Origin of the sequence: Hymenobacter rigui, from assembly GCF_003944715.1 — a bacterium.
GTDB classification, from domain to species: domain Bacteria; phylum Bacteroidota; class Bacteroidia; order Cytophagales; family Hymenobacteraceae; genus Hymenobacter; species Hymenobacter rigui.
Genome location: NZ_RWIT01000004.1, coordinates 1 through 24,735, shown reverse-complemented (window position 1 = coordinate 24,735; position 24,735 = coordinate 1). Strand labels below are relative to the sequence as shown.

Here is a 24,735-nt window from a genome sequence, read left to right as displayed (position 1 = left end):
GCGGCAACAGTACCACCCAGCAGCGCCCCGAGCCGATGATTACGCCGGGAGTCGTCGTTGCCGAAGCCAATAAATCGGAACCATAGAGACTTGCGCAGCCGATAGAAAGCCGGGCTGCGGCTGCAAAGGTAGAAACCTCCGCCGGAAGCTATTCGAAAAAGTACAACTGCTTATCCGGTCTGCCCCAAACACAACCGGCCGACTGACAACAGGTCAGCCGGCCGGCGGGAACAGGTAAACAGGAAATGCGTCAGGCCTCCGTGGGCAGCAACAGCACCGGAAAGCGGCAGTGGTGCAGTAAACCAGCCACTACACTGCGGTGCCACAGTCCGGCCAACACGCTCCGAGGGCGCAGGGGCAGGATCAGCAGGTCGGCCTGGGTGTCGGTGGCCGCCTGCAGGATGCCGGCAGCCGGGCTGGCAGCCTGTACCGTGTACGTGTCGCAGGGCTGCTGCGGGAACAGTAGGCCACTGTCCCAGACGTGGTTGAGGACCCGAACGACTGGGCTGGCACTGGTTTCCCACTCTTCGCGCACGTACACCACCGTGTAAGCCGCCGCCCAGCTGTTCAGCAGCACCCGCCGTGCGGCATATGATGCAGGTGTCAACCGAAACGGCTCGGTATCGGCGGCTATGACCACATGACCGGGCAGTTGCGTGACTGCAACGGCTTCGGGCACCAGCAGCAGCGGCAGGCCCAGGCGGCGCAGTACCGGCACCGCCTGGTTATTAAGCAGCCGCTCCAGCCAGTCGTGCTCGGTACTCACGCCCACCACTACCAGCAGCGGCTGATAGCGGCGGTTGGCATCCAGCACCGCCTCATAAAGGCCCATAACGGTTACTTCCGGCTCGGCCGGCACGGGCAGATCATCTGCCAGCTGACGCAGCGCGGCGGCGGTTTCGGCTTGGTTACGGTAGGCCAGCTCGGCGGTTATCGTCACCATTTCGGGCGCCAGCAGCGGGTCATGGAACAGGTGCAGCAATACCAGCTGCGCCCCCAGCGGCGCAGCCAGCGCAGCAGCATACCGGGCGGCCCGCTCGGCAGCGTCCGATAAATCGGTCAGGACCAGGAAAGTGGGGTGCGAGGGTTCCATCTGAGTAAGCATAAGCAGCGTTGAAATACCAATCGAAAACGGCAGCGTGCGGCCCGTATACTTCAGGCAGTAACCGAGCGGCGGCCCGATTCGAGCTTCAATCCCAGCGCGGCCAGCGCCAGAACCAGGGCCAGGGAAAACAAAAACGTGGGCGTGACCATAGGAGTAAGAGAAAGTGCCGGCAGCCAAGCTCCGGCGGTTGCACCATTGAACTACCCAAATTTCCTAATTCACTATCTTTTAACCACTGACAATCATCATTTTACCATATGACAATTATCATCCATATTTCTACCCGCTACTGCGTGCGTAGCCTTACTTGCCCACGGCAAACAACCGATGGCGCAGCATTTCGTCGCGGTGGTAGATATCGGGGTAGAAATGCAGCCGGCTGTTTTCGACGGCGCAGGTAGCGTAGCGGATGTACAGCGTGACGGGGTGACGCAGCGGGTAATTGCGGGGCACAGGCTGACGGGCACAGGCATCTTCGGGTGGTAGCTGCACGTGCTGTCCATCGGCCTGCAACAAGTAGTAGGCCAGCGAAAACGGCTTTTCCAGCCGCACGCAGCCGTGGCTCAGGGCGCGGTTGGCCTGCCAGAACAACTCCCGCGTTGGCGTATCGTGCAGATACACGGAATACGGGTTATCGAAGCGGAATACGATGTTGCCCAGCGCGTTATCACAACCGGCGGCCTGACGAATGAAATACGGAAAGTGCCGGGCCGACACCTGCTGCCAGTTGACGGTAGCGGGGTCCAGAGGCTGGCCCTGCTGGTTGTACAGGCGCAGATTGTTGCGGGTGAGGTAGCTGGCATCGTGGCGCAGGCGGGGCAGCATTTCGCGGGTGGCAATGGAGGTGGGCACGCGCCACTCGGGGGCCACCGTGAAGTACCGGATGCTGCTGCTGAGCGTGGGCGTGGGCGTAGCAGGTGCCCCTACAATTACCCGGTGCCGAGCCCGCAGACTATCGGCCGCTACGGCGTACAGCTGCTGGGCCGGCAGGTTAATGAGCAGGTAGCTGGAATCGGGCAGGGCTTCGGAGCGCCATCGGTCCAGGTTGAGGGCCGCCGTTTCGTAGCGCCACTGCCACTGCGCCGCCGAGTCGGGCGGAACGGGCCGCTGCAGCCAGGCAGCCAGGGCGCGCTGCAGCTGCTGGTACTCGCGGTGGCGGGGCTGCACCCCCCGGAAGGCCCCCGGTACATCCGTTGTAGCCAGGGCCGCGCGTAATACTGCTTCGGGCCGGAATAGCAGCCCGGTTGCCCGCTCGATTGGGGAAACGGTGTAGGGGTGCAGCCGGCCCCGCCGCAGGTCGGTCAGGAGTTGCAGCACGGCATCCGTGAGCAGTAGCTCGGCCCGGGCCAACTGACCGGGGTGTAGCGAGCTGGTAAGGCGTAGCGAGTCGTGCAGGGCCTGCAGGTGCGGGCCGTGGTAGAAGGCAGGAGCCAGCCCCAGCTCCCGCACCCGGGTCAGGAACTGGATGGTGGCTTCGGCCTGAGCGCTTAGGCTGTCGGGAGCGGTGAGCCACACCGGTACTGGCTGGCTCCCATAAAAGCGGCGCACGGCCGGGCCGGCACTCAGGCCGCGCAGGCTGTCGGAGTGGTTGGCCTGAGTACCAGCCGTATCGAGCAGAGCGCGCAGCAACACGGCCGGACCGGGAGCCGCTGCGGATACGGCCACGGGCCGCGCGCCTGCCGGAACAGCCGCATGCGGGACTTCTGAGCAGCCCCGGAGCACCAGCAGCACGCTACTTAATACCAACAGACTCCGTAGCAATAGCACAACCCCCGATTCAGGTGAATACCGTCTGACCGCAGCGTTGGGCCAGCCCTGCAAGTGTATGGGATTCAGGAATGGTAAAAGATGATTACTATCAGGTAAGCTTCACCACTTTTCCCCTTGTGCACGGCGCACAGGTTAGCGTACTTGGCGGCGTATCCTCACGCTTATTTCGCCGGCCATGACTACTTCGCTGCTCATCCTCACCGATTTCTTTCAGGCGGCCGATGCGGCCTTGAACTACGCCACCAACCTGGCCGCTCCGCTGGATGCCCGCCTGGTGCTGCTGCACGTGCGCCGCGACTCTATTCTGGACCCCGAAATGTTCACCGGGCAGCTCTCCAACCTCAGCCGCGAAGCTATTCACCTGGCTCTTAACAGCCTCGCCCGCGACTTATCGGTGCCGGTGGTGGCGGAAGTGGGGCACGGGCGGGTGGCGTTTGCCGTAGCCGATGCCGTGAGCCGCCACCACCCCGCCCTGGTGGTGCTGGGCCGTCCCGATACATCGGGTACGCCCGACGAGCTGGTTACCACTACTTCGCTGGATATCCTGCGCACGGCCCCCTACCCCATGCTGGTGGTGCCGCATACGGTGCACAACCCCGCCCTGCCCCGCCGCATCCTGCTGGCCACCGACGGTGAGGAGTTTACCCTGGGCCAGTTTGCCGGCACCGCCCGCCACCTGCTCAACGCTTTGCACGCCGAGCTGACGCTGCTGCACGTAACGCCCGACACAGCAGATGATACCGACACGGCCACGCTGGACTCTGTGATGCGCACCGGCCTCGCCGCCGACCTGCCCGTCGTGCATACCCGCACGGTTGTAGCCGAACAGCCTGCCGAGGGCATTTTGCAGCTGGCTCCGGAATATGACGCAGTGGTGCTCATTGCCCGCCGCCGCAGCTTGCTGGGGCAGCTGTTCCACCGCAGCGTCACGGCCGATATTATCCGGCAAAGCCCGGTGCCGGTGCTGGTGCTGCCGGCCCAGGAGTAGCGTCCATGACCTGGGCCCTTTTCTTTCTGGCGGCCCTGCTGGCCGAGGTGGCCGGTACGGTGGGAGGCTTTGGCAGCTCGGTATTCTTCGTACCCGTGGCCCAATGGCTCCTGCCGGTGAAGGCGGCTCTGGGCGTTACGGGTGCCTTTCATGTGTTCAGCAACCTGGCGAAGCTGGGGCTGTTCCGGCAGGGCATCAACTGGCGGCTTGTGCTGCTGGTAGGCGGGCCCAGCGTGGCCCTGGTAGTGGTGGGGGCGTACCTGAGCAACCACATCACCGGCTCCCTTATTCAGCTGCTGCTCGGCATTTTTCTGATAGGGTTTGCGCTGCTGTTTCTGCTGAAGCCGGCCATCCGTCTCCCGCCCACCCCGACCAATGCCGTAGCCGGGGGCGGGTTGGCTGGTTTTCTGGCCGGCCTCACCGGTACGGGCGGGGCTGTGCGGGGCCTCACGCTGGCGGCCTTCAACCTCGAGAAAAATGCGTTTGTCGCCACCTCCGCTGCCATTGATATGGCCGTGGACCTGAGCCGCACGGTAGTGTACGTGCAGCAGGGCTACCTGCAGCGCGAGTACTGGCCTTACGTAACCGGGCTGGTGGTAGTGGCCTTCGTAGGTTCCTGGCTGGGCAAGCAGATTCTCAGCCGCTTGTCGCAGCATGCATTCAGGCGTGGGGTGCTGGCCTTGCTGCTGGGCATTGGCCTGTTCACCATCTGGGCGGCCCTTCGTCGCGGCTGAAGCTATTCCACTCAGCCGCGACGAAGGAGCGCGTTACCGGCTCACAACTTCCTCCAGCCGCAGCCGGTTCTGAATGGCGTCGGTGGCGGCTTCCAGAATATCGAAGGCGTTGGTGGCCATGGTGTTTTCGGAGTCGAGGGTGGGGTTGATTTCCACCATCTCGAAGCACACTACCCGGTCGTTATCCAGCAGGGCGCGGCACAGGCTGATGGCTTCCTCCACGTTCAGGCCATCTACCACGGGCGTGCCGGTGCCCTTGCTGAAGCGCGAGTCCAGCGAGTCCACGTCAAAGCTCACGTACACCAGGTCGCAGAAGCGGAGGCGCTCAAACACCTCCCGCGCTATCTGCCGGGTACCTTTTTCCCGCACTTCGGCAATCTGGTAGTTTTTGATGCCCAGCCGCTCCATTACAGCGTCCTCCTCGTGCTCCGTGTCGCGCACAGCAATGTACACCAGGTGCTCGGGGGCCACTTTGGGGCCCGCTTCGCCCAGGTTTTTCAGCTTCTGCCAGAAGAATTCGGTTTCGGGCTCGGGCTGGTTGCGCTGACATTCGCGGTTATCATCGCCCAGCGAAATGGCCAGCGGCATGCCGTGCATGTTGCCCGAGGGAGTGGTATAAGGCGAATGAATATCGGCGTGGGCATCTACCCACACCACGCCCAGCGTTTTGTGCGGATAGGCCGCCTTGATGCCCGCAATGGTACCGGAAGCGTTGCTATGGTCGCCGGCCAGTACCAGCGGGAACTCCCCGAAGCGCAGGGTTTGCTCCACGGTGCTGGCAATGCCCTTTTGCACCGTATAAATAGAATCGATGTGCTTGGCCCTCGGGAAGTGGTTTTTCTCGAAGAGCACGTGGTTCAGGTCCGGAATGGCCACGGAGTTGAACCGGCGAAAGTAGTCGGAGCCCTTGTTAAGGCAGGCTACTTTGAGGGCATCTATGCCCAGGCTGGCGCCACGGGTGCCGGCTCCGAGTTCGGAGCGGACCTCCAGAAGCTTAATGCGTCGCATATTACATTGGCAGAAAAAGGGTTAAGTGGTTTTGATGCTTGCCGATTGAGCAGGTGGGATTCCTCTCAGGCTTGACGCGCGCGGACCTTCCGGCGCAACCAACGAACAAAGCACAACCAAAACCCCCGCGAGGGGGTATCTTTGCCCACGCAAGTTCGGCAAAAGGATTGCGAAGAAAAAGAACGTCATGCTGAGCTTGCCGAAGCATCTCTACTGAGGGTAATCAATTACTACCGCAACGAAGCGGTAGAGATGCTTCGGCAAGCTCAGCATGACGTTCTTGCCTCCAACTTCTCCCCCATACATTCCTTCAATGGATACCTACCACTCCCTGATTTCGCAGACGTTTGACTTCCCCACGGATGAATTCCACGTGGAAAACGACGAGTTGCGCTTCCACGACATTGATTTGATGGCGCTGGTGGAAAAGCACGGCACCCCGCTGCGCATTGCCTACCTGCCCAAAATCAGCACCCAGATTCAGCGGGCCCAGGAGTGGTTCCGGGTGGGCATTGAGCAGACCGGCTACCAGGGCAAGTATTCCTACGCCTACTGCACCAAGGCCTCGCACTTCAGCTTTGTGGTGGAAGAAGCCCTGAAAAACGGGGTGCACATCGAAACCTCGTCGTGGTTTGATACCAACATCATCCGGGCCATGCACGCCAAGGGCCGGGTGCAGAAGGACACGTTCATCATCTGCAACGGCTTCAAAACCGAGGAGTACAAGTACGAAATCACGCGCCTCATCAACGACGGCTTCGTGAACTGCATGCCCATCCTCGACTCGCCCAACGAGGTGGATTACTACCACGACAACGTGCGAGAGAAGTGCAACGTGGGCATGCGCCTGGCTTCCGACGAGGAGCCGCGCTTCCAGTTCTACACCTCCCGCCTGGGTATCCGCTACACTGATGCTATTCCGCTTTGGGAGCAGAAAATCAAGGACGACCCGCGCTTCGAGCTCACGATGCTGCACTACTTCATCAACACCGGCATCAAGGATACCAGCTACTACTGGTCGGAGCTGAGCCGGTTTGTGCACAAATACTGCGAGCTGCGCAAGGTGTGCCCCACCCTCACCACCATCGACATCGGCGGCGGCCTGCCCATCCAGACCAGCATTCAGAAGGAGTACGACTACCCCTACATGATTGCTGAGGTGCTGCGCACCATCAAGCGCATTTGCGAGGAAGAGGGCGTACCGGAGCCCGACATCTTCACCGAGTTCGGCATCTTCACGGTGGGCGAATCGGGCGCTACCATCTACTCGATTCTGGATGAGAAGCTGCAGAACGATAAGGAGCTGTGGTACATGATTGACGGCTCGTTCATCACCAACCTGCCCGATACCTGGGCCCTGAACCAGCGCTTCATCATGCTGGCTCTCAACAACTGGAACCGCGGCTACAAGAAAATCCAGTTGGGCGGCCTCACCTGCGACTCCCAGGACTACTACAACGCCGAAAAGCACATTTACCAAGTGTTCCTGCCGGAGCGCAAGCCCGCCACCGACACCAAGCCGCTGTACGTGGGCTTCTTCCACACCGGCGCGTATCAGGAAAGCCTCTCGGGCTACGGCGGTGTAAAGCACTGCCTGATTCCGGCCCCTAAAATGGTCATCCTGGACCGCGACGCCGACGGTAACCTCACCGACCGGGTATTTGCCGAGGAGCAGACCGCCGACTCGATGATGCGCATCCTGGGGTATCAGGCCTAGTAATCAGGCAGAACGAGTCCGCCGAAGCGGTGCGTTGGCGGACTTGTTCTTTCCCTGGTGGGTTGCACACCGGCGGGAGTTCCCGTACCTTTACCCATGTACCCCCAAATAGCCGGGCCCGGCCCGTTCACATCTTACTCTGTATGAAAAAAGTACTACTTCTGGCGTGTGTGGCCGGCCTTGGGCTGAGCTCCTGCAACAAAAAGTCTCAATGCCCCGCGTACTCCAGCACCAAAGATGCTGCCCGGGTATCCTCCACTATCGTAGCACAGCACGGCACCGCCACCGAGCGTCAATAGGTATAGTTTCTGCGGGGCTGCATTTAGCAGTTCTAGCATAAAACGGCCCTTTCTCCACGTGAGAAAGGGCCGTTTGCATTTAGCAGCTGCCGAATAATTATACGAATACAACAATTTACGGGCAAAGGAATCGTTACAGAACAAACGGGGTTGTTGCTGAAGGACTTGTGCTTGAAGACCAGCCGTACTTTTTGTCTTTTACCATGAAAAAACTTTGCCTCTGGGGTGGCCTGCTGTTGGCGGGCGCTACCTCCTGCCGTAACCAATGCCCGGCTTACTCAGCCACCAAATCAGCTGAGCGGGTGGCCGTACCAGTTACCGCCAGCACGGCTGCGGTGGCCGAGCAGCAGTAATTGACTCTTCGTTCACCGCACAACGCACCGGCGCGGCTTCTCTGGCAGAAGCCGCGCCGGTGCGTTATAGCGTTACCTACTCGGCCAGAATAAGGTCGGTAGCGGCCCGCAGGTCTGCTACGTGGGGTTGGTAGCCTTCTTGCTGCTCCGGGCCAACCAGAATTCCCCGTACACCAACGCGCTGACCGGCCTGCATGTCGCGTAGCCGGTCGCCTACCATCCAGCAGCGGGCGGCATCCAATTTGAATCGAGCCAGGGCTTTTTCCAGCATCAGGGAGCCGGGCTTGCGCGAAAGAGACTCGGATACCTGCGGATGGCCTGGGGCGAAGTAGAAGGCGTCAATCAGGCCGCCGGCCGCATCCTGCAGTTTCTGGTGACAGGCCTGTACGTGGGCCGTCGTATAGAGGCCTTTGGCAATACCGGCCTGGTTGGTCACTACAATCAGATAATAGCCGGCAGCCTTCAACCGGGCCAGACTTTCCGGCACCCCCTCCGACACCACGAATTTCTCCAGCTCCCACACGTACTCCCCTATCTCGTTATTTAATACTCCGTCGCGGTCCAGAAATACGGCTTTGTTCATGATGCTAGGTGACAGGTGACAGGTGACAGGTGACAAAAGTAAGTAGTCCGGCGGGCTATGGCGGGCGTGTGTACTTTTGCGCGGGTGATTGTTCGGGCGCTGAGCCGGTTCAGGTCTCACCATTCCACTACCTCACCATTTCACCACCTCACCGCATGGCCATTGCTATTCTGGGCGGCGGTATTTCGGGCCTTACGCTGGCCTGGTACCTGCAGCGCGCCGGCGTCGACTACGACTTGTATGAAGCCAGCCCCCGCCCCGGCGGCAACATCCGCTCGGAGCAGCGCGACGGGTATCTGGTAGAAACCGGCCCTAACTCACTGCAGCTTTCCGAGGAGCTGCAGGAGCTGCTCGGTGGGCTGGGCCTGAGCAGCCAGCTGCAGGATGCCGCGGCCGTGAGCCAGAACCGCTACGTGCTGCGACAGGGCCGCTATCAGAAGCTGCCCTCCTCGCCCCCAGCCCTGCTTACCAGCTCGTTTTTCAGCCTGAACACCCGGCTGGGCCTGGTGCGCGAGCTGTTCAAGCCCGCCCAACCCGCCAACCCACAGGAAACCCTGGCGCAGTTTTTCACGCGCCGGTTTGGCTCCGAGGTGGTGGACTACGCGCTCAACCCGTTCATTTCAGGCATTTATGCCGGCGACCCTGCCCAGCTGCTGTTGCACAAAACCTTTCCGCAGCTGGCGGCCCTGGAGCAGCAATACGGCTCAGTGATAAAAGGCCTGATGAAAACGAAGAACCCGGCCGGCCGCCGCCGCATTGTGTCGCTGGTCGGGGGCCTGCAGACGCTTACCAGTACCCTGGCCTCCAAGCTGCGGCGGGCCCATTTCGGGCAGGCGGCCACGCACCTGCACCGCCGCCCCAATGATGGCCTCTGGGAACTGGAAACCTCGGCGGGCCCAGCCCCCCGGTTGTACCACAAGGTGGTGGTAGCCCTGCCTGCGTATGCTGCCGCCCCCTTGCTCCAGGAGCAGTTTCCGGCCGTAGCGGCAGCTCTCAGCCACGTGCAGCATCCGCCCATGGCCGCTATTTACACGGCTTACAACCGCACCGATGTAGCGCACCCGCTGGACGGATTTGGGGCGCTCAATCCCAAAGCCGAAACCCCCTACGCCGCCGGCAGCATCTGGACCAGCTCTATTTTTCCCGGCCGGGCACCGGAGGGGCAGGTGCTGTTTACTACGTTTGTGGGCGGCACCCAATACGCGGAGCAGGCCCGCCAGCCTGAGGCCGAGCAGAAAGCCGCCGTACACGCCGAGTTAAGCCGCCTCTACGGCATCCGGGCCGGGGCCACGCCAGTGTGGCAATACCGCTACTACTGGGATAAGGCCATTCCGCAGTTTGATGAGCATATTGGGCCCGCCCACGCCGCTATTGATGGATTGGCGGCGCAGGGCCTGCATGTGGCGGCCAACTGGCGGGCCGGCGTGGGTGTACCCGACTGTGTGCGACAGGCCCAAAATCTGGCAGCTCTGCTGGCCGGGCGGTAGGATTCGGGCATATAAGGCTGCGTAACTATTTAACCTACATTCGTAAACCCAAAGGCGGCTTTCGAGTGTTATTCAAACCCAGCCGGTTTCCGGCAACCTCCCGGGCACTTTGTGCATCTGTTACTCAGCATATACTTGGTCGTGTCGGCGCGGCCAGATGCTTCGGCACACCGAACAAACTTCTACCTTTGCGGCAATGACTGACGGGCTTGTCCTGATACCGACCTACAACGAGAAAGAAAATGCGGAGTTGATTATCCGCAAGGTCTTCTCATTGCCTCAATCGTTGGATGTGCTCATCATCGATGACGGCTCACCCGATGGCACCGCTGATATTGTACGCGGCCTGATGCGGGAGTTTCCGGACCGATTATTTCTGGAAGAGCGCCAAGGCAAGCTGGGCCTGGGCACGGCCTATATTCATGGTTTCCGCTGGGCGCTGGAACGTGGCTATGAGTACGTGTTTGAGATGGACGCCGACTTCTCGCACAACCCCGACGACCTGATCCGTCTCTATGATGCCTGTGCCCACCAGCACTATGATCTGGCCATCGGTTCGCGCTACATTCAGGGCGTGAACGTGGTGAACTGGCCCATGGACCGCGTGCTGATGTCGTATTTCGCCTCCGCCTACGTGCGTATCGTAACGGGCATGCCCATTATGGATGCCACGGCCGGCTTTAAGTGCTACACGGCCCGAGTGCTGCGTACCATTCTGCAGAATCGGATCCGCTTCGTGGGCTACGCCTTTCAGATTGAGATGAAGTGGCTGGCATACAAGTATGGCTTCCGCATTAAGGAAGTGCCCATCATCTTTACCGACCGTACCCGGGGCTCATCTAAAATGAGTAAAGGCATTGTCAAAGAGGCCTTTTTCGGCGTGCTGCAAATGAAAATTGACAGCTGGTTCCGGTCGTTTGAGCGCAACCGTTCGGCTTCCACCGATACTGCAGTACCCGCCCTGCCCGCCACCCCCGAAACTCGCTAACCCTAGTTCAGCTTTTGCTAACCCAAACGGCCCGCTACTCTTACCATGAAGAGTAGCGGGCCGTTTGGGTTAGCCGGCAGCAGTACTTTCGTCGGCAACCAATAACCGGAAGTGAGGTCGGCCGCGTATCTTACTCCCGATGGCTATATCTCCGCTTTTCTGGGTTGGCTTCAACGTGTTTGTGCTGGCCCTGCTGTTGCTGGATTTGCTGGTGTTCAACCGCCGCGAGCATGTAGTGCGTATGCGGGAGGCCCTGGGCTGGAGCGCCTTCTGGATTGCCTTATCCCTGAGCTTTAATTTTCTGGTGTACCGCTGGCTGGGCAAGCAGGCGGCCATGGAGTTTCTCACCGGCTACCTCATTGAAAAGTCGCTGAGCGTAGACAACCTGTTCGTGTTCCTACTGATTTTCAGCTACTTCAAAGTTCCGCCGCAGTATCAGCACAAAATTCTGTTCTGGGGCATTATTGGAGCGCTGGTGCTGCGGGCGGCGTTTATTCTGGCGGGCGCGGCACTGCTGGCCAAGTTTCATTTTCTGCTGTACGTACTGGGCGCGTTCCTCATTTACACCGGCGTGAAGATGGCCACCAGCGGCGGTGAGCCGGAAATTGACCCCGACAACAACCCCGTCGTCAAGTTTCTGAGCCGCCATTTGCCCATCACAAACCGCCTGCACGGGGGCCGCTTCTTTGTGCGCCAGAACGGCATGCTTTTCGCCACCCCCCTGCTGGTAGTGCTGGTGATGGTGGAAACCACCGACGTGGTATTTGCCGCCGACTCCATCCCCGCCATCCTGGCCGTCTCACGCGACACGTTCATCGTGTACACCAGCAACGTATTTGCCCTGCTGGGCCTGCGGGCACTGTATTTCGCGCTAGAAAGCCTCATGCGCCTGTTTCACTACCTGCACTACGGCCTCTCGCTCATCCTCATCTTCATCGGCGGCAAGCTCCTGGCCACTGAGTTTCTGCACATCCCAATGGGTATTTCCCTGGCCGTCGTCGGCCTGATTCTGGCCGCCTCCATTGGGCTGTCGTTGCTGTTTCCGAAGAAGGAGGAAGTGACAGGAGACGAATAACAGCTGTCATTGCGAGGAGGCACAACGAAGCAATCCGTCCTTTTCAGCGCACCAAACCCAGACAAGCAGAAAGCCCCTGACGTCCGTGCTGGCATCAGGGGCTTTTGAATAGTTCTCAGCTCTGCACTGCGTGAAGGACGGATTGCTTCGCTTCGCGCGCAATGACGGGCTAATTCCCCTGTGGCGGATTGGCCGGGGGAGCGGGCTGGTTGGTGTTCACGCCGGCGTCGGGGGCGGTGTCGCCGCCGAGCAGGTCAATCAGGTTCAGCGGCTCGTACTGCGAGGAGTCGGCGGCTACCACGGTGCGCACCGTGTCGCGGGTGGCGCGTACGATGTACTGCCGGGCTGGGCCCTGGAAGTTCACCGAGGTGCCCAGGTTCTCGTACTCGCTCTGCGAGATGTAGCCTTTGCGGGCCATCAATTGGGCAATGAGCCGGTGGAAGTACCGCCCGCTCACGCGCATTTCGCCATACTGGTTGAAGCCGTTGCGGTAGTACTTGGGACGCGGGATGATGCTGGCCAGAAACAGGCTTTCCGACAGGTTCAGGTTGCGCGGCTCTTTATCGAAGTAAAAGGCGGCCGCCTCGTGCACCCCGTAAATCTTCGGGCCCCACTCAATGATATTCAGGTACACCTCCAGCATCCGCTCCTTGGTAGCCAGGCGGGTGTTTTCGATGATCCACACAATCAGGGCCTCCTCGGCCTTGCGCACAAGGGTTTTCTTGCGGGTCAGGAACACGTTTTTCACCAGCTGCATACTGATGGTGCTGCCCCCGCGGGCAAAGCGCCGCTCCTTGATGTTCTGAATGGCCGATTTCACAAAGGCCTTTTCCATAAAGCCCCGGTGCGTCATGAAGCGCGGGTCCTCGGCCGTCATGATGGCGTACTTCAGGTAGTCCGACACCTCGTTGTAGGGCGTGTACTCGGGGTTCGACGGGCCCACCAGAAAGGTCTTCACGGTGTCGCCCTTGTCGTTGTAGGCGGTGTATGGGAACTCCTCGTTCAGCTTGTTCAGGTTCTCGCGCCCGAAGCGAGTGATGCGGAACTTGGTAGCCCGCAGCCCCGAGTCGAACTTGAGGCTGTCGAGCTTATTCATGTCGAGGTCGGCCATGAGGTGGTACTGCACCGTACCCTCGGCCTGGGTGCCTTCCAGCGTCTCAAACATGCCCTCGGGCAGGGAGGCGAAGAAGTCGTTGGCCTTGGTTTCGGCTGATTCCACGTTCAGCTTCACCTGCAACCCGGCCAGCAGCTGGTTGCGGTTGGTAAGGCCGTTGACGTCCTTGCCAATTACGCGCTCCGGCACCGGCAGGCGGCGCACGCTCAGCTCCGGAAACAGCTCCATTTTGTTGAGCAGCACCCGCGTGCCCTTTTCCAGCGCAAACGAGGCCTGCCCCAGCTTCAGCACGAAATCAATACCGCCGCGCGGGAAGCGCACGTCACTGTCCGAAAGCTTGGGGTGGTTCACGATGAAGTTGGCCGCCGCGGCCGTGCCCTTCACCGTCAGCTCGTCGTCGCCGCCAAAGTCCTTGTCCGACAAACTCACGCGCACCGAATCAAACTGCACCCGGGCCCCGTAGCGGCTTTGCACGTAGGGCAGCACCACGGGGCGCTTGTCCAGCCCGAAAATGTTGGCGTCCACCTCGTAGTCGCCCGCATCAATGTGGCCCTGCACGCCCACGCGGTTCTCCACCGAGTCGATGTTGGCGGTGAGTTGGCCGGTAATGTCGCCGTCCTCAATAGCCAGTCGGGGCATTACCAGGCGGGCCTGGTGGCGGGGGCTCTGGTAGGTAACCAGGAAGTTCTGGAAATCGGCCTCGTCGGGGATGTTGTCGAAGGTGGCCTCCAGCAGCTGGTTGGCCAGCAGGCCGTAGTTGGTGCCCTTGGAGGTATCGACGGGCGCTACGGGCTGGTTTTTCTTCTTCTTGTAGAGGAAGGAGTAGTTGTCCTGGCCGGCACGCGTCTGGCGGGCGGTGAGGCGGGCGTTGTCGATTTCGAGGTTGCTGAACACCGGGCGACCGGCAAACAGGCTCCGTACGCTCAGTGAGGCCCGTACTTGCTTGGCCGTAAACAGCGTATCGCGCAGCGTGGTGGGCACCAGGCTCACGCCTTCGAGCTGCACGGTGTTGAGGTCGGTGAAGCGGGCGGGGCCCAGCGTGAGCACCACGGGGTACTTGCCTTCTACTTTGGTTTTCACCTTGCGCAGGGCCAGGTCCAGCAGTTCCTGCCGCTTGGCCAGGAAAATACCGAGGCCCGTGAGCAGAAGTGCGGCCAGGATGCCCAGGCCGATGCCGATTTTTTTCTTGGTTGCTGAAGTCACGCGCACAGATCGGGGAGAAAGGAAGTCGCGGCCGGGCCGAGCCAGATTCGTGCCGAACCCGCCGCCGCTCGGACGGCAAAGGTAACGAAAAAGGCCCGCGCCCCGATTGGCCCGCGCCCCGCCTTCCGCTACCTTTGGCCCGTCCCTGGCCAATTTCTTCCTTCTACGTATGTCCGCTGCCCTCGACTACACCGTCCTGACGCCCCTTACCGCCGTTTCGCCCCTCGATGGCCGCTACCGCCGCCAGACGGCCCCGCTGGCCGCCTATTTCTCCGAGCTGGCCCTGATCCGGTACCGGGTGCTGGTGGAAGTAGAGTATTTCATTGCCCTCTGCGAGCTGCCGCTGCCCCAGCTGCAGGGCGTGAATCCAGAAGTATTCGGCCCGCTGCGTGCTATCTACACCCAGTTCAGCACCGCCGATGCCGACGCCGTGAAGGCCCACGAGCGGGTTACGAACCACGACGTGAAGGCCGTGGAATACTTCCTGCGGGACCGGTTTACGGCCCTGGGCCTGGGCCAGTACCTGGAGTTTATCCACTTCGGCCTCACCTCGCAGGACATCAACAACACTGCCATTCCGCTCAGCCTCCAGCACGCCCTCATCCATACGCTGCTGCCAGCCTACGCGCAGGTGCGCAACCAGCTGGCCACCCGCGCCCAAAGCTGGGCCGCCGTGCCCATGCTGGCCCGCACCCACGGCCAGCCCGCCTCCCCCACCCGCCTGGGAAAGGAAGTAGACGTATTTGTGGCCCGCCTCGATGCCCAGGTGGAGCTGCTGGGCCAGGTGCCGTTCGGCGCGAAGTTCGGCGGGGCCACCGGCAACTTCAACGCCCACCACGTGGCCTACCCCGGCACCGACTGGCACCAGTTTGCCCAGCAGTTTGTGGAAGGCCGCCTGGGCCTCAAGCGCAGCCACCCCACCACCCAGATTGAGCACTACGACCACCTGGCCGCCCTCTGCGACGGCCTCAAGCGCCTCAACACCATCCTTATTGACCTGGCGCGCGACGTGTGGCAGTACATTTCGCTGGGCTACTTCCGCCAGACGGTGAAGGCTGGCGAGGTAGGTTCCTCGGCCATGCCTCACAAGGTGAACCCCATTGACTTCGAAAACGCCGAGGGTAACCTGGGCCTGGCCAACGCCGTGCTGGAGCACTTGGCGGCCAAGCTGCCCATCAGCCGCCTCCAGCGCGACCTCACCGACTCCACCGTGCTGCGCAACCTGGGCGTGCCGCTGGGCCATACCCTCATTGCCCTTACCGCCCTGCAGCGCGGCCTCGACAAGCTGGCCCTCGACGAAGCCGCCCTCCGCCGCGACTTGGACGACAACTGGGCCGTGGTGGCCGAGGCCCTGCAAACCGTCCTGCGCCGCGAAAACTACCCCGACCCCTACAACGCCCTCAAGGCCCTCACCCGCACCGGCTCGGCCATCAGCCAGGCCACCATCAGCGAGTTTGTGGACGGCCTCAGCGTGAGCGATGCCGTGAAGCAGGAGCTGCGCGCCATCACGCCCAGCAGCTACGTGGGCGTGTAGCACCTACTCATATCGATTTTTCGCCGCGTAAGCGCGGCCCGATATCTTTTCCCTGTGTGATTTCAGTAGCTTCGCTGGAGCTATGATTTATTCACCTACGGAAAAGGCGTCGGGCCGCGTTTCTGCGTTCTATCTACCCGCATCAGGTATTCGGTTATTGCTTCTGGCCTTTTTGTGGGTCTGGGGTGCAGGGGCTGCAGCAGCTACCCCCGCTACCAACGACACCCTCGCCATCAGCCTGCTTACCTGCGCGCCAGGCTCCGAAACGTACGCCTTGTTCGGACACTCCGCGCTGCGCGTTACCAATCCTGGCCGGGGCCTGGACCGTGTGTACAACTACGGCACTTTTGATTTCCGCACGCCTAACTTCTACTGGCGCTTTCTACGCGGCGACCTGCGTTATTTTTTGTCGGCCACCTCGTTTGCTGAGTTCCGGAAATCTTACCGGCAGGAGAACCGGGCCGTTACTGAGCAAGTATTGGCCTTGCGTCAGCCCGAGGCCCAACTGCTGCACCAGCAGCTGGAAACTACGCTGCACTCAGGGGCCCGATTTTACCAGTATCAGTTTTTCACCGATAACTGCACCACGCGTCTGCTGGGCCACCTGCGCAGCGTGACGCAGGCGCAACCGCTGCACCACTACACGTACGCCGACTCGGCTATCCGCTACCGGCAGCTCCTGGCCCCTTATCTGGCTCCGGCGCCCTGGGTGTCTTTCGGCATAAACATCGGCCTGGGTATGCCCGCCGACCGTTACGCCTCCTTCGAGCAACGGCTCTTTCTGCCGCTTGAGCTTCAACGGGCACTTGCGCATGCTTCCCGGCTAGGGCGACCCTTCGTACAGCAGACCCGGCCGCTGCTGACGACTACGCCGCCACGCCCACCCCAAGTGTTTACGCCTTCGTTCTTCCTAGTTGGCTTGGGCTTGCTGTTGTTGCTCGCGCAGCTGCTTCCGGCCCGTTACAGCTTGGTACCACGAGTGCTGCAAAGTAGCTTCCTGGCAGCGGCTGGCCTAATGGGCTGCTTTCTGGTAGGCCTTCAGTTGATTTCCCTACATTCTCCCGTTCACGCCAATTACCAGGTGCTGTGGTTGCAGCCGACGCACTTGCTTTGGGCCTTCGTTCAGCCTCGCCGCGTTTGGCGCCCTTTTCTGGCAGCAGCCTTATTGGGTATCGTAGTAGGCGGTTCGTTGGGGTGGGTTGTTGACTACATAGAGCCAACGTCCGAATCCGGGCTGTTGTTGGGGCTGCTGTTCTGGCAATTACTGGTTTTGTTTCGGCGGTGCGGCCAGGTAGCGGAGCCACTGAAGCAAGCGGGGGTGTCTGACTGAGACTACTCCTGATCTATTTTCGCTTACCTCAGTATCAACCTATTGCCTGGGCTTCATTGGCTGATGGCAGCCAGCCTGCTACTTTTACCGGCTCATTCCCCTGTTTCCTTCCCCCAATGCCCCACCTCAACGGCGTTACCGTTCACCCCGACTGCCGCCATTTCCGCGGTGATATTCCCTGCCGCCCCAACAAGGAGCACGGCTACCAGTGCGCCGGCTGCCCGATGTACGCGCCCACGCAGCAGCGCATTCTCATCATCAAGCTCGGGGCCATTGGGGACGTTATCCGCACCACGCCGTTGCTGCGGCGGCTGCGCCAGGAGTATCCGAACAGCAAAATCACCTGGCTTACGCTCACGCCCGCCATTCTGCCCCAGGGCGGCGGCTGGATTGATGAGGTGCTAAAGCTGGAGCTGACCAGCGTACTGCACCTGCAGCAGCGGGAGTTCGATCTTCTCTTCAACCTCGACAAGGACAAGGAAGCCTGCGCGCTGCTGGGCAGCATCCGGGCGCACCAGAAGTTTGGCTACCAGCTGCACCCGCAGTACGGCGTGGCGTGGCCCGTGAATGAGCTGGCCAACCATAAGTACCTCACCGGCGTGTTCGACGAGCTGAGCCAGCAAAATCAGAAGCCCTACGTGCAGGAAATCTTCGAGCTGTGCGGCTACGAGTTCCAGCACGAGGAGTACGTGTTCGACACCCACGAGGACAAGGGCTACGACTGGAGCCAGCTGCCCCAGAGCCGCCCCCGCATCGGCCTCAACACCGGCTGCGGCGACCGGTGGACGACCCGCCTGTGGTCGGATGAGAAGTGGATTACCCTCATCAACCAGCTGCAGCAGGCCGGCTACGCGCCCGTACTGCTGGGCGGTGAGGCCGAGGATGAGCGTAACCGCCGCCTCCACGCCGCCACCGGTGCCGCCTACCTGGGCACTTTCTCCCTGCCCCAGTTCATCAACCTGATGCACCAGATGGACAGCATCGTGACGCAGGTAACCATGGCCATGCACATCAGCATCGCCCTGCGCAAGCCCACCATCCTGATGAACAACATCTTCAACCCCTACGAATTCGACCTCTACGGCCGCGGCCAGCTCGTGCAGCCGGATAAGCAGTGCGTCTGCTTCTACCGCGGTTCCTGTAAGCTGGGCACCAGCTGTATGGAGCAATTGCCAGCAGAGAAAGTATTCGAGGCTGTACGGACGAGTGTGCCTTTAGCGTAAGTAAACAGCTACGCGGGCCAATGCTTTCTGCGTAAAAACGTCTACCCGTTTCTGCCACAACCTTGTAGAGCCAAGCCACTTATGTGTTGCGGGTCGGTAGGAATGTTGAATGTGCGCTATGAGCCATTCCTCATCCCAACCAGCCCACTCACCTGCTATGTCTTGCACATTAAACCACAGAGCTGGCGCTACCTCATTGTAGTTAATAAGCTGGATTTCAGCCCACGAAAAACCACTCTCCGCGCATACAGTAGCAATCCGCTGGAAATCCTGCTCCTGCAGCTCAGTGTCTAAATACAAATCAGCTAGTGCTACCCATACTGGCCGCCGACGTTCTTCATTGGGAATGCTCATAGGTCAGCCGGCCACCTCTTTCAACGCCTTTACCATCACGTCCCAGGAAAATTCCTTTTTCTTAGCCCACACGCCGGCGGTGAATTCCTGCTCACGCTGGTGCTCGTAGAAATCCACTAACGCATCGGCAATGGCCTGGGGCGTGGGCGGCACCACGTAGCCGACTTCCCCGTTCGGAATCAGCTCGGCCAGACCGCCTACGTCGGTTACCAGCATGGGGCGGCTGAAGTGATAGGCAATCTGCGAGACGCCGCTTTGGGTGGCGTTTTTGTAGGGCTGCACTATCATATCGGCGGCGCAAAAGTAGTCTACTACCCGCTCGTTCGGGATGAAGTCGGTGGCGCGCACGAGGCGGCTTTCCAGGTTGTGCTGCCGGATGAGGGCTTCGTACGGCGCGGCGTCTTCGTAATACTCGCCGGCAATAATTAGCTTTACCGGCAGCTGGGCCAGCCGGGCATCGGCAAAGGCTTCCAGCAGAATATCCAGCCCCTTGTAAGCCCGGATGAACCCGAAGAACAGCAGGTAGCCGAACGCAGGGTCGAGGCCCAGGGCGGCCAGGGCATCGGCTTTGGGCTTGAGGGGGCCGAAGTTGTCGTAGAGCGGGTGCGGGCGGTAGAGGGCGGGCTGCTTGAAGTGCAAACGGCGCAGGTCGGCCAGCACTGAGCGGCTCATTGTTACGAACCCATGGCAGGCCGAGAGGAAGTAGCGCGTGAGCGGCCGGTCGCCGGGCCGTTTCTCGTGCGGAATTACGTTGTCGGTAATAGCCACTATGCGGGTGTGGCGGTTGCGCCGGATGAGGCGGGCCACCGTGCCCAGCGCCGGCCCCATAAATGGCAGCCAGAACCGGAAAATCACCAGATCGGGCCGCTCCCGGCGCAGGCGGTTGCCCACCCGGTACCAGCTCAGCGGGTTCACCGAGTTCAGGCTTACCTCAATATTCAGATCAGCAGGCCCCGGCTCGGTGCTGAACTGCGTCTGGCCCGGAAACAGAAAATCGGGGTACTGCAGCGAGAAGGTAACCAGGCGCACCTCGTCGCCAGCCTCACGGAAGGCCCGCGCCAGCCGCTCGTTGTAGGTGGCCAGCCCGCCCCGCAGCGGGTACGCCGGCCCGATGATGACTACGTTCATAGGGGAAAACTTATGAAAGCAGAACGTCATGCTGAGCTTGCCGAAGCATCTCTCCCGCAATGCTAACTGTTTGATTAGCCTCGGGAGAGATGCTTTGGCAAGCTCAGCATGACGTTTTACTACTGTTGATTTATCTACTTCAGGTTCAGCCGCTCCTTTACCAGGTAATCGTTGCGGTTGGAGCCGTTGAGCTGCACCATTTCGGCCAGGAAACCGGCCAGGAACAGCTGCACCCCAATTACCACGGCCACCAAAGCCAGGAAGAACAACGGCTGGGCCGTTACGTCGCGGGAGAGGTGGTTATGCCACGACAGCCACACCTTCTCCCCTACCAGCCACAGCGTAATCAGCATCCCGATGAGAAAGGAAATGGTGCCCAGCGCCCCGAAGAAGTGCATGGGCCGCCGCCGGAACCGACTCACGAACGTGATGCTCATCAAATCGAGGAAGCCGTACACGAACCGCTCCAGCCCGAATTTGGTGGTGCCGTACTTGCGCTCCTGGTGCTGCACCACCTTCTCGCCAATGCGCCGGAATCCGGCCCACTTGGCAATGACGGGGATGTAGCGGTGCATTTCGCCGTACACCTCAATGCTTTTCACCACCCGGCTGTCGTAGGCTTTCAGGCCGCAGTTGAAATCGTGCAGCCGGATGCCCGAAATCCAGCGCGTGACGCCGTTGAACAGCTTGGTGGGAATGGTTTTGCTGAGCGGGTCGAAGCGTTTTTTCTTCCAGCCGCTTACCAAATCGAGGCCATCCTGGGTAATCATGCGGTACAGCTCCGGCAGCTCTTCCGGCGAGTCCTGCAAATCGGCATCCATGGTGCATACCACCCGGCCGGTGGTTTCCCGGAAGCCCACGTTCAGGGCCGCCGACTTACCGTAGTTGCGGTTGAAGCGGATGCCGCGCAGGTGCACGTCGGTGGCGGCCAGTTGCTCAATCACCTCCCAGGAGTCGTCCGTCGAGCCGTCGTCAATCAGTAGGACCTCGTAGGTAAGGCCATGCTGGGTGAGCACCCGGTTAATCCAGCGGGTGAGTTCCGGCAACGACTCGGCTTCGTTGAGCAGGGGAATGACGATGGACAGCTCAACCGGAAAATGCTGCGAAAGACGCTTACTCAAACTCAGGACGGGTATTTTTGGTGAAGGCGGAGATGATGAGCGAGATGATGAAGCCCATAAATACAGCTCCAATCAGACCGAACACAATAATCATCGGACCACCGCTGAACTTCTGTGCCATACCGAGAGCCTGATCTATCTGGGCATCATCCAGGCCCTTGGCTTCCATTTTAGCTCGTTGTAGCTCCATCACCCGCGTCATGTATTCGGGGTTGATGAACGTCATGTACAGGTAGCTGAAGACACTGCTGACTAGGCCACCAACCGCTGATACAATCGTGCCGATTCCCAGGCCCTGACCGTATGACATGAAACCATGATTCAGCTCCTTGAACTTCTTATGTGCCAGCACAATACCTACAATAGCTACAATCGCACCCACCCAACGAAAAGGTGTTTCAGGGTCTTCAAATAGACTCAGCTGAATAACTGACAGGATTGCGCTAACAACGCCGATAATCAATCCGTAACGGATGCCAACAGACGAGGGAGTTGCAGCAGGAGTAACAGTAGGTTCCATAGCGAGGAAGAGTGGTTTGGTGAACAGATGCGGGAAGGTAGATTATTTCCGCAAAAACACCCCACCTGGAATACTCAGCACTGTACCAAACAGTAGTTTTTTCACAAACTCATCCTGCGCAAACCCGGCTGCCGTAGTCGCCAGATTGCGTAGTGTTGCCTGATATTGCTGCATACCGTTCGCCTGCTTCATGTACATGGCTTTGGTAGCTTCCAACATCTGCCGGGCCTCCGCCAAATGCCGCACAATCAGCTCGGGGCCCGTGAGCCGGGAGAAGGTGTACATACCCGCCGCAGCCACCATGGCCGTTACTACCGAGGTCAGTATCCCTACCCCAACGGATTTCCCAAGTCCCGGGCCCTGCTCGCCGTAGTAGCGGCGCAACAGTATCTGGCTTGCCACCGCTGCAATAGGAGTAAAAAAATCGGCCAGGGTGCGTTTCGGCCCATACGGATTGTTATCCGTCAGGTACAAAAACAGTACCCATGCGATACACAAAAGCCCAGTAATGGTGCCGCTCAGCACTGCCGTGCGTAGTACAGGGCTAGGGGTTGAAGAAGATGATTTCACTGCCAGAAACAAGTAAAGGCAGCAAGATACAAGCTAACAGGGCAATCTGCCTCGCTCATCGTCTGCAACCGTCGCGCAATTAGGCTGCCGTAGCAAGCGGCGCTGGCTCTGTACGCCGGTACCAGCGTAGCAGCAGTGCTTCCAGCAACAGACATCCTAAGGCTCCCCATATAAAGTAGCGCCACAATGGTGTCCCTACTCGGGTAGCTTTGTAGCGTGCCGCAACTGTTTGCCCTTGTCCCGTCTCATACACCTGTACATTGGGCCGGTTAGGGCCAATAAGCTGCCGCAGCTCCGTGGCTGTATAGCTGCGCAGGTCTGACTCCCGCTTATCAATATTGAATGCCAGTGTGGTTACCGTCTTGCCGCTGCGTTGCAGGGCGTAGAAACCTGCCTTACGTAATGTGGGCGGGATATCAAGACGAAGGATACTCCCCTGCACCTGCTGTCCGGGAATAAACCGGAGGCTATCCTGCACCAATTGATAGGCCGCCTCTGCAGTACGACCTTCTTTCGGAAGCCGCAACCGAATAGCGGCCGCCGTAAGGCGGTAAGCCGGTTGTTGCTCCTGCTGATAGCTCATCATGGCTAAGCGGTAAAATACCGGCACAAACAACGGATGCTGTGCAAAATCTGAGTACGAAGCACTGAGTGGAGCTGCAAACACATACACCATTCCGGCCCCACTCGTAAATCCCGATAGGTAATCTTCCCCATCCCGTAATTGCAATACATCGGCACCGGAACGGGCCCACCGAAGCAACGGAGCTGCTTTCGGCATCCCGCTGCGCACATTCGCACCCGAAAAAACGTCTCGAAAAAACGGATTTTGAGTACTGGGCAGCGCCAGTTCCTGCAGTACCGGGCCACGCGGTGATACCGGCTGCCATTGAATCGGTCCCACACCCAGCTCCCGAAATAGCTGGTTATATGATTCCCGGCTGCCCGGCGCTGCTGTGGGAACAACGACTAAAGTGGCTCCTTGCTGCACAGCCCGCCGAATGGTTTCACGCAATCCGGCACTCACAACCGAAGCTTCCCGCACAATCAACAGATTCGCCGCTTCAATCAGCCGGTAATCCGCTGACCCGATTCCCACATGCTGATAGGAGAACAGAGGCTCGTTTCCGTATAAACGGCCTAGTTCAGCTTCATTGCTAATCTCTAGCACCTGAATGCGGTTTGCAGCTTGCAGAGTGAAGTAATACACGTTATCGAACTCAACAGGAAAATCCTCCACCTCTACCCGGGCCAGTTGCACGTCGGTATTCTGTAACCGCGCGCGTACTTGCGTTGTGACGGCCTTTCCAGCTGGTACAGTTGCCTGGAATGTCGCAGCCTGCTGTGCCCCCAGAAACAGCTTTACCTGCCGATTTTCGGCCGTCTCTTGCCCGCCGTTTCGCAGTCGAATATGCAACTGCAAGTCCATTCCTGTCCGTACAAAAGCGTCATCCAGCCACACACTGTCTACAAACACATTCGCTTGTTTTTTGCCATCAAGCGGAACTAGAAGTACGTCTTCGCTTGGCTTTATACCGTCGAAGGACTTGGCAGAAAAGCTATTTTTCTGGAAATCAGAGAAGACGAAAGTGACACCGCTCTGCACTGCTGAACGCCCTTTCCTTTGCTCAATCATCCTCCCAACCGATTCCGCTTGTCCGCTGACTTGTACCTGCTCCACGGCAGTTTTGTAAGCAGCTGCGGAAAGCGGCTCTTCCTTACCGGGCCACAGGACAAAACGCGTAGCCTGCGGAAACACCAACGACAACTCGGCTGCCTGTTCACCACCATGCTCCAGCAATGCCTGATCATTCAAGGCCAACTGTTGCATACTAGGCGAGTTATCCAGTATCACCCGCACTGCCGCTGCTTGATTGGCTCGGGTCTCTGGAGCAGGAATGAATGGTTGTGCAAATACCAATACCAGACACGATACCACCCCTATCCGACACGCTAACACCAGAAGATGCTTAAGCTTCCGCTGTCTGGCCGTAATCAGTTTTACCTGCTGTATAAACTCTACGTTGGAAAAGAGAATCCGCTGAGGTTTACGTAGCTCAAACAAGTGAATCAGAACTGGAATTGCTACTCCCAGCAAACCCAACAAAAACCAAGGATATGTAAATGCCATGCAAACAATCAATGAATCTGTGAAGATAGTTACCAAACCTAGTGCATCGTCCGCTGCCTAATGGTTGGCTAATTCAGCAACAAGTTCAACAGAAAAGCCAGCGCCTCCGAATAAATTTCACAAATGGAAATTTATTCGGAGGCGCTGGCCACGTTCATTTGCAGCAAGGTAAGAATGCTTATAAGCTTATCGACAAGATACTATTTATAAGAAGCGGCATACGAAGCCAATACAAAAGCAATTATCAGATCATACCCCGCACGCCCCCGAAGGCTACGCGGGTGGTCGTAGACAGCAAGCGGCCAGGCGCGCGGCGACCGTACCACCGGGGGGGTAAGGGAAGAGCCCCAAACGCAACACGCCCCGCGCATTCCCGGATGAGGGGAACGCCGCGGGGCGT

Annotated in this window: 22 protein-coding genes; 11 read left to right on the top strand and 11 right to left on the bottom strand. The window is 59.6% G+C overall.

Annotated features, from left to right (window positions below; all coding sequences use genetic code 11):
• Positions 1 to 250 precede the first annotated feature (250 nt).
• Both EI291_RS09170 and EI291_RS09165 read right to left on the bottom strand, forming a co-directional pair.
• Complete coding sequence (locus EI291_RS09170) at positions 251 to 1,093, bottom strand: universal stress protein (protein ID WP_170172584.1); 843 nt, start codon at positions 1,091 to 1,093, stop codon at positions 251 to 253.
• A gap of 315 nt (positions 1,094 to 1,408) precedes the next feature.
• Positions 1,409 to 2,770, bottom strand: coding sequence for a L,D-transpeptidase scaffold domain-containing protein (locus EI291_RS09165; RefSeq protein ID WP_170172583.1), 1,362 nt, complete (start codon positions 2,768 to 2,770; stop codon positions 1,409 to 1,411).
• 280 nt (positions 2,771 to 3,050) lie between these two features.
• Between EI291_RS09165 and EI291_RS09160 the strand changes: the two genes are divergently transcribed.
• The gene (locus EI291_RS09160; RefSeq protein ID WP_125419523.1) at positions 3,051 to 3,863 is read left to right on the top strand and encodes a universal stress protein; all 813 of its coding nucleotides are present in this window, start codon (positions 3,051 to 3,053) and stop codon (positions 3,861 to 3,863) included.
• Between the two features lie 5 nt (positions 3,864 to 3,868).
• Entirely contained in the window at positions 3,869 to 4,597 is a 729-nt protein-coding gene (locus EI291_RS09155) for a sulfite exporter TauE/SafE family protein (protein WP_125419522.1), read from the top strand.
• Positions 4,598 to 4,630: 33 nt separating this feature from the next.
• On the opposite strand, the gene rocF is transcribed toward EI291_RS09155, so the two are convergent.
• Positions 4,631 to 5,605 (bottom strand): arginase, encoded by a 975-nt coding sequence (gene rocF, locus EI291_RS09150; protein ID WP_125419521.1) that lies wholly within the window; start codon positions 5,603 to 5,605, stop codon positions 4,631 to 4,633.
• 313 nt (positions 5,606 to 5,918) lie between these two features.
• Between rocF and EI291_RS09145 the strand changes: the two genes are divergently transcribed.
• The 3 genes from EI291_RS09145 to EI291_RS22835 all read left to right on the top strand — a co-directional run bounded on the left by EI291_RS09145 (position 5,919) and on the right by EI291_RS22835 (position 7,974).
• On the top strand, positions 5,919 to 7,322 hold the full coding sequence (locus tag EI291_RS09145; RefSeq protein WP_125419520.1) for a type III PLP-dependent enzyme domain-containing protein: 1,404 nt from the start codon (positions 5,919 to 5,921) through the stop codon (positions 7,320 to 7,322).
• 143 nt (positions 7,323 to 7,465) lie between these two features.
• Positions 7,466 to 7,621 (top strand): hypothetical protein, encoded by a 156-nt coding sequence (locus EI291_RS22840; RefSeq protein WP_170172582.1) that lies wholly within the window; start codon positions 7,466 to 7,468, stop codon positions 7,619 to 7,621.
• Between the two features lie 203 nt (positions 7,622 to 7,824).
• Positions 7,825 to 7,974: a hypothetical protein gene (locus EI291_RS22835; protein WP_170172581.1), complete on the top strand. Its 150-nt coding sequence runs from the start codon at positions 7,825 to 7,827 to the stop codon at positions 7,972 to 7,974.
• 76 nt (positions 7,975 to 8,050) lie between these two features.
• Here the strand turns inward: EI291_RS22835 and EI291_RS09140 are convergent, their stop codons facing one another.
• Positions 8,051 to 8,557, bottom strand: a complete 507-nt coding sequence (locus EI291_RS09140; protein ID WP_125419519.1) for a D-glycero-alpha-D-manno-heptose-1,7-bisphosphate 7-phosphatase — start codon at positions 8,555 to 8,557, stop codon at positions 8,051 to 8,053.
• Between the two features lie 155 nt (positions 8,558 to 8,712).
• Here EI291_RS09140 and hemG point away from each other — a divergent pair, with 155 nt between their 5' ends.
• The 3 genes from hemG to EI291_RS09125 all read left to right on the top strand — a co-directional run bounded on the left by hemG (position 8,713) and on the right by EI291_RS09125 (position 12,107).
• A complete protein-coding gene (gene hemG / locus EI291_RS09135; RefSeq protein WP_125419518.1) occupies positions 8,713 to 10,044 on the top strand; it encodes a protoporphyrinogen oxidase in 1,332 nt (443 codons plus the stop codon).
• A 196-nt stretch (positions 10,045 to 10,240) separates the two neighbouring features.
• On the top strand, positions 10,241 to 11,032 hold the full coding sequence (locus EI291_RS09130) for a polyprenol monophosphomannose synthase (RefSeq protein WP_125419517.1): 792 nt from the start codon (positions 10,241 to 10,243) through the stop codon (positions 11,030 to 11,032).
• A 139-nt stretch (positions 11,033 to 11,171) separates the two neighbouring features.
• Positions 11,172 to 12,107: a TerC family protein gene (locus EI291_RS09125; RefSeq protein ID WP_125419516.1), complete on the top strand. Its 936-nt coding sequence runs from the start codon at positions 11,172 to 11,174 to the stop codon at positions 12,105 to 12,107.
• 169 nt (positions 12,108 to 12,276) lie between these two features.
• On the opposite strand, the gene EI291_RS09120 is transcribed toward EI291_RS09125, so the two are convergent.
• On the bottom strand, positions 12,277 to 14,424 hold the full coding sequence (locus EI291_RS09120; protein WP_125419515.1) for a biosynthetic peptidoglycan transglycosylase: 2,148 nt from the start codon (positions 14,422 to 14,424) through the stop codon (positions 12,277 to 12,279).
• Positions 14,425 to 14,593: 169 nt separating this feature from the next.
• Between EI291_RS09120 and purB the strand changes: the two genes are divergently transcribed.
• The 3 genes from purB to EI291_RS09105 all read left to right on the top strand — a co-directional run bounded on the left by purB (position 14,594) and on the right by EI291_RS09105 (position 18,511).
• Positions 14,594 to 15,958: an adenylosuccinate lyase gene (purB, locus tag EI291_RS09115; RefSeq protein ID WP_125419514.1), complete on the top strand. Its 1,365-nt coding sequence runs from the start codon at positions 14,594 to 14,596 to the stop codon at positions 15,956 to 15,958.
• Between the two features lie 82 nt (positions 15,959 to 16,040).
• The gene (locus tag EI291_RS09110; RefSeq protein WP_125419513.1) at positions 16,041 to 17,288 is read left to right on the top strand and encodes an Lnb N-terminal periplasmic domain-containing protein; all 1,248 of its coding nucleotides are present in this window, start codon (positions 16,041 to 16,043) and stop codon (positions 17,286 to 17,288) included.
• Between the two features lie 116 nt (positions 17,289 to 17,404).
• On the top strand, positions 17,405 to 18,511 hold the full coding sequence (locus EI291_RS09105; RefSeq protein WP_125419512.1) for a glycosyltransferase family 9 protein: 1,107 nt from the start codon (positions 17,405 to 17,407) through the stop codon (positions 18,509 to 18,511).
• Here EI291_RS09105 and EI291_RS23590 read toward each other — a convergent pair.
• From EI291_RS23590 to EI291_RS09075, 6 genes are all read right to left on the bottom strand, one after another.
• The gene (locus EI291_RS23590; RefSeq protein WP_125419511.1) at positions 18,503 to 18,865 is read right to left on the bottom strand and encodes a DUF7079 family protein; all 363 of its coding nucleotides are present in this window, start codon (positions 18,863 to 18,865) and stop codon (positions 18,503 to 18,505) included. The genes EI291_RS09105 and EI291_RS23590 overlap by 9 nt on opposite strands.
• Before the next feature lie 3 nt (positions 18,866 to 18,868).
• Positions 18,869 to 19,993 carry a glycosyltransferase gene (locus EI291_RS09095; RefSeq protein WP_125419510.1) on the bottom strand — a complete coding sequence of 375 codons (1,125 nt, stop codon included), beginning with the start codon at positions 19,991 to 19,993 and terminating at the stop codon, positions 18,869 to 18,871.
• Between the two features lie 134 nt (positions 19,994 to 20,127).
• Positions 20,128 to 21,114 (bottom strand): glycosyltransferase family 2 protein, encoded by a 987-nt coding sequence (locus EI291_RS09090; protein WP_125419509.1) that lies wholly within the window; start codon positions 21,112 to 21,114, stop codon positions 20,128 to 20,130.
• The gene (locus tag EI291_RS09085) at positions 21,107 to 21,634 is read right to left on the bottom strand and encodes a DUF4199 domain-containing protein (protein ID WP_125419508.1); all 528 of its coding nucleotides are present in this window, start codon (positions 21,632 to 21,634) and stop codon (positions 21,107 to 21,109) included. Before EI291_RS09085 ends, EI291_RS09090 begins: the two co-directional genes overlap by 8 nt.
• A 42-nt stretch (positions 21,635 to 21,676) precedes the next feature.
• Positions 21,677 to 22,159: a DUF4199 domain-containing protein gene (locus EI291_RS09080; protein ID WP_262697272.1), complete on the bottom strand. Its 483-nt coding sequence runs from the start codon at positions 22,157 to 22,159 to the stop codon at positions 21,677 to 21,679.
• 124 nt (positions 22,160 to 22,283) lie between these two features.
• Complete coding sequence (locus tag EI291_RS09075; protein ID WP_170172579.1) at positions 22,284 to 24,335, bottom strand: BatA domain-containing protein; 2,052 nt, start codon at positions 24,333 to 24,335, stop codon at positions 22,284 to 22,286.
• Between the last annotated feature and the right edge of the window lie 400 nt (positions 24,336 to 24,735).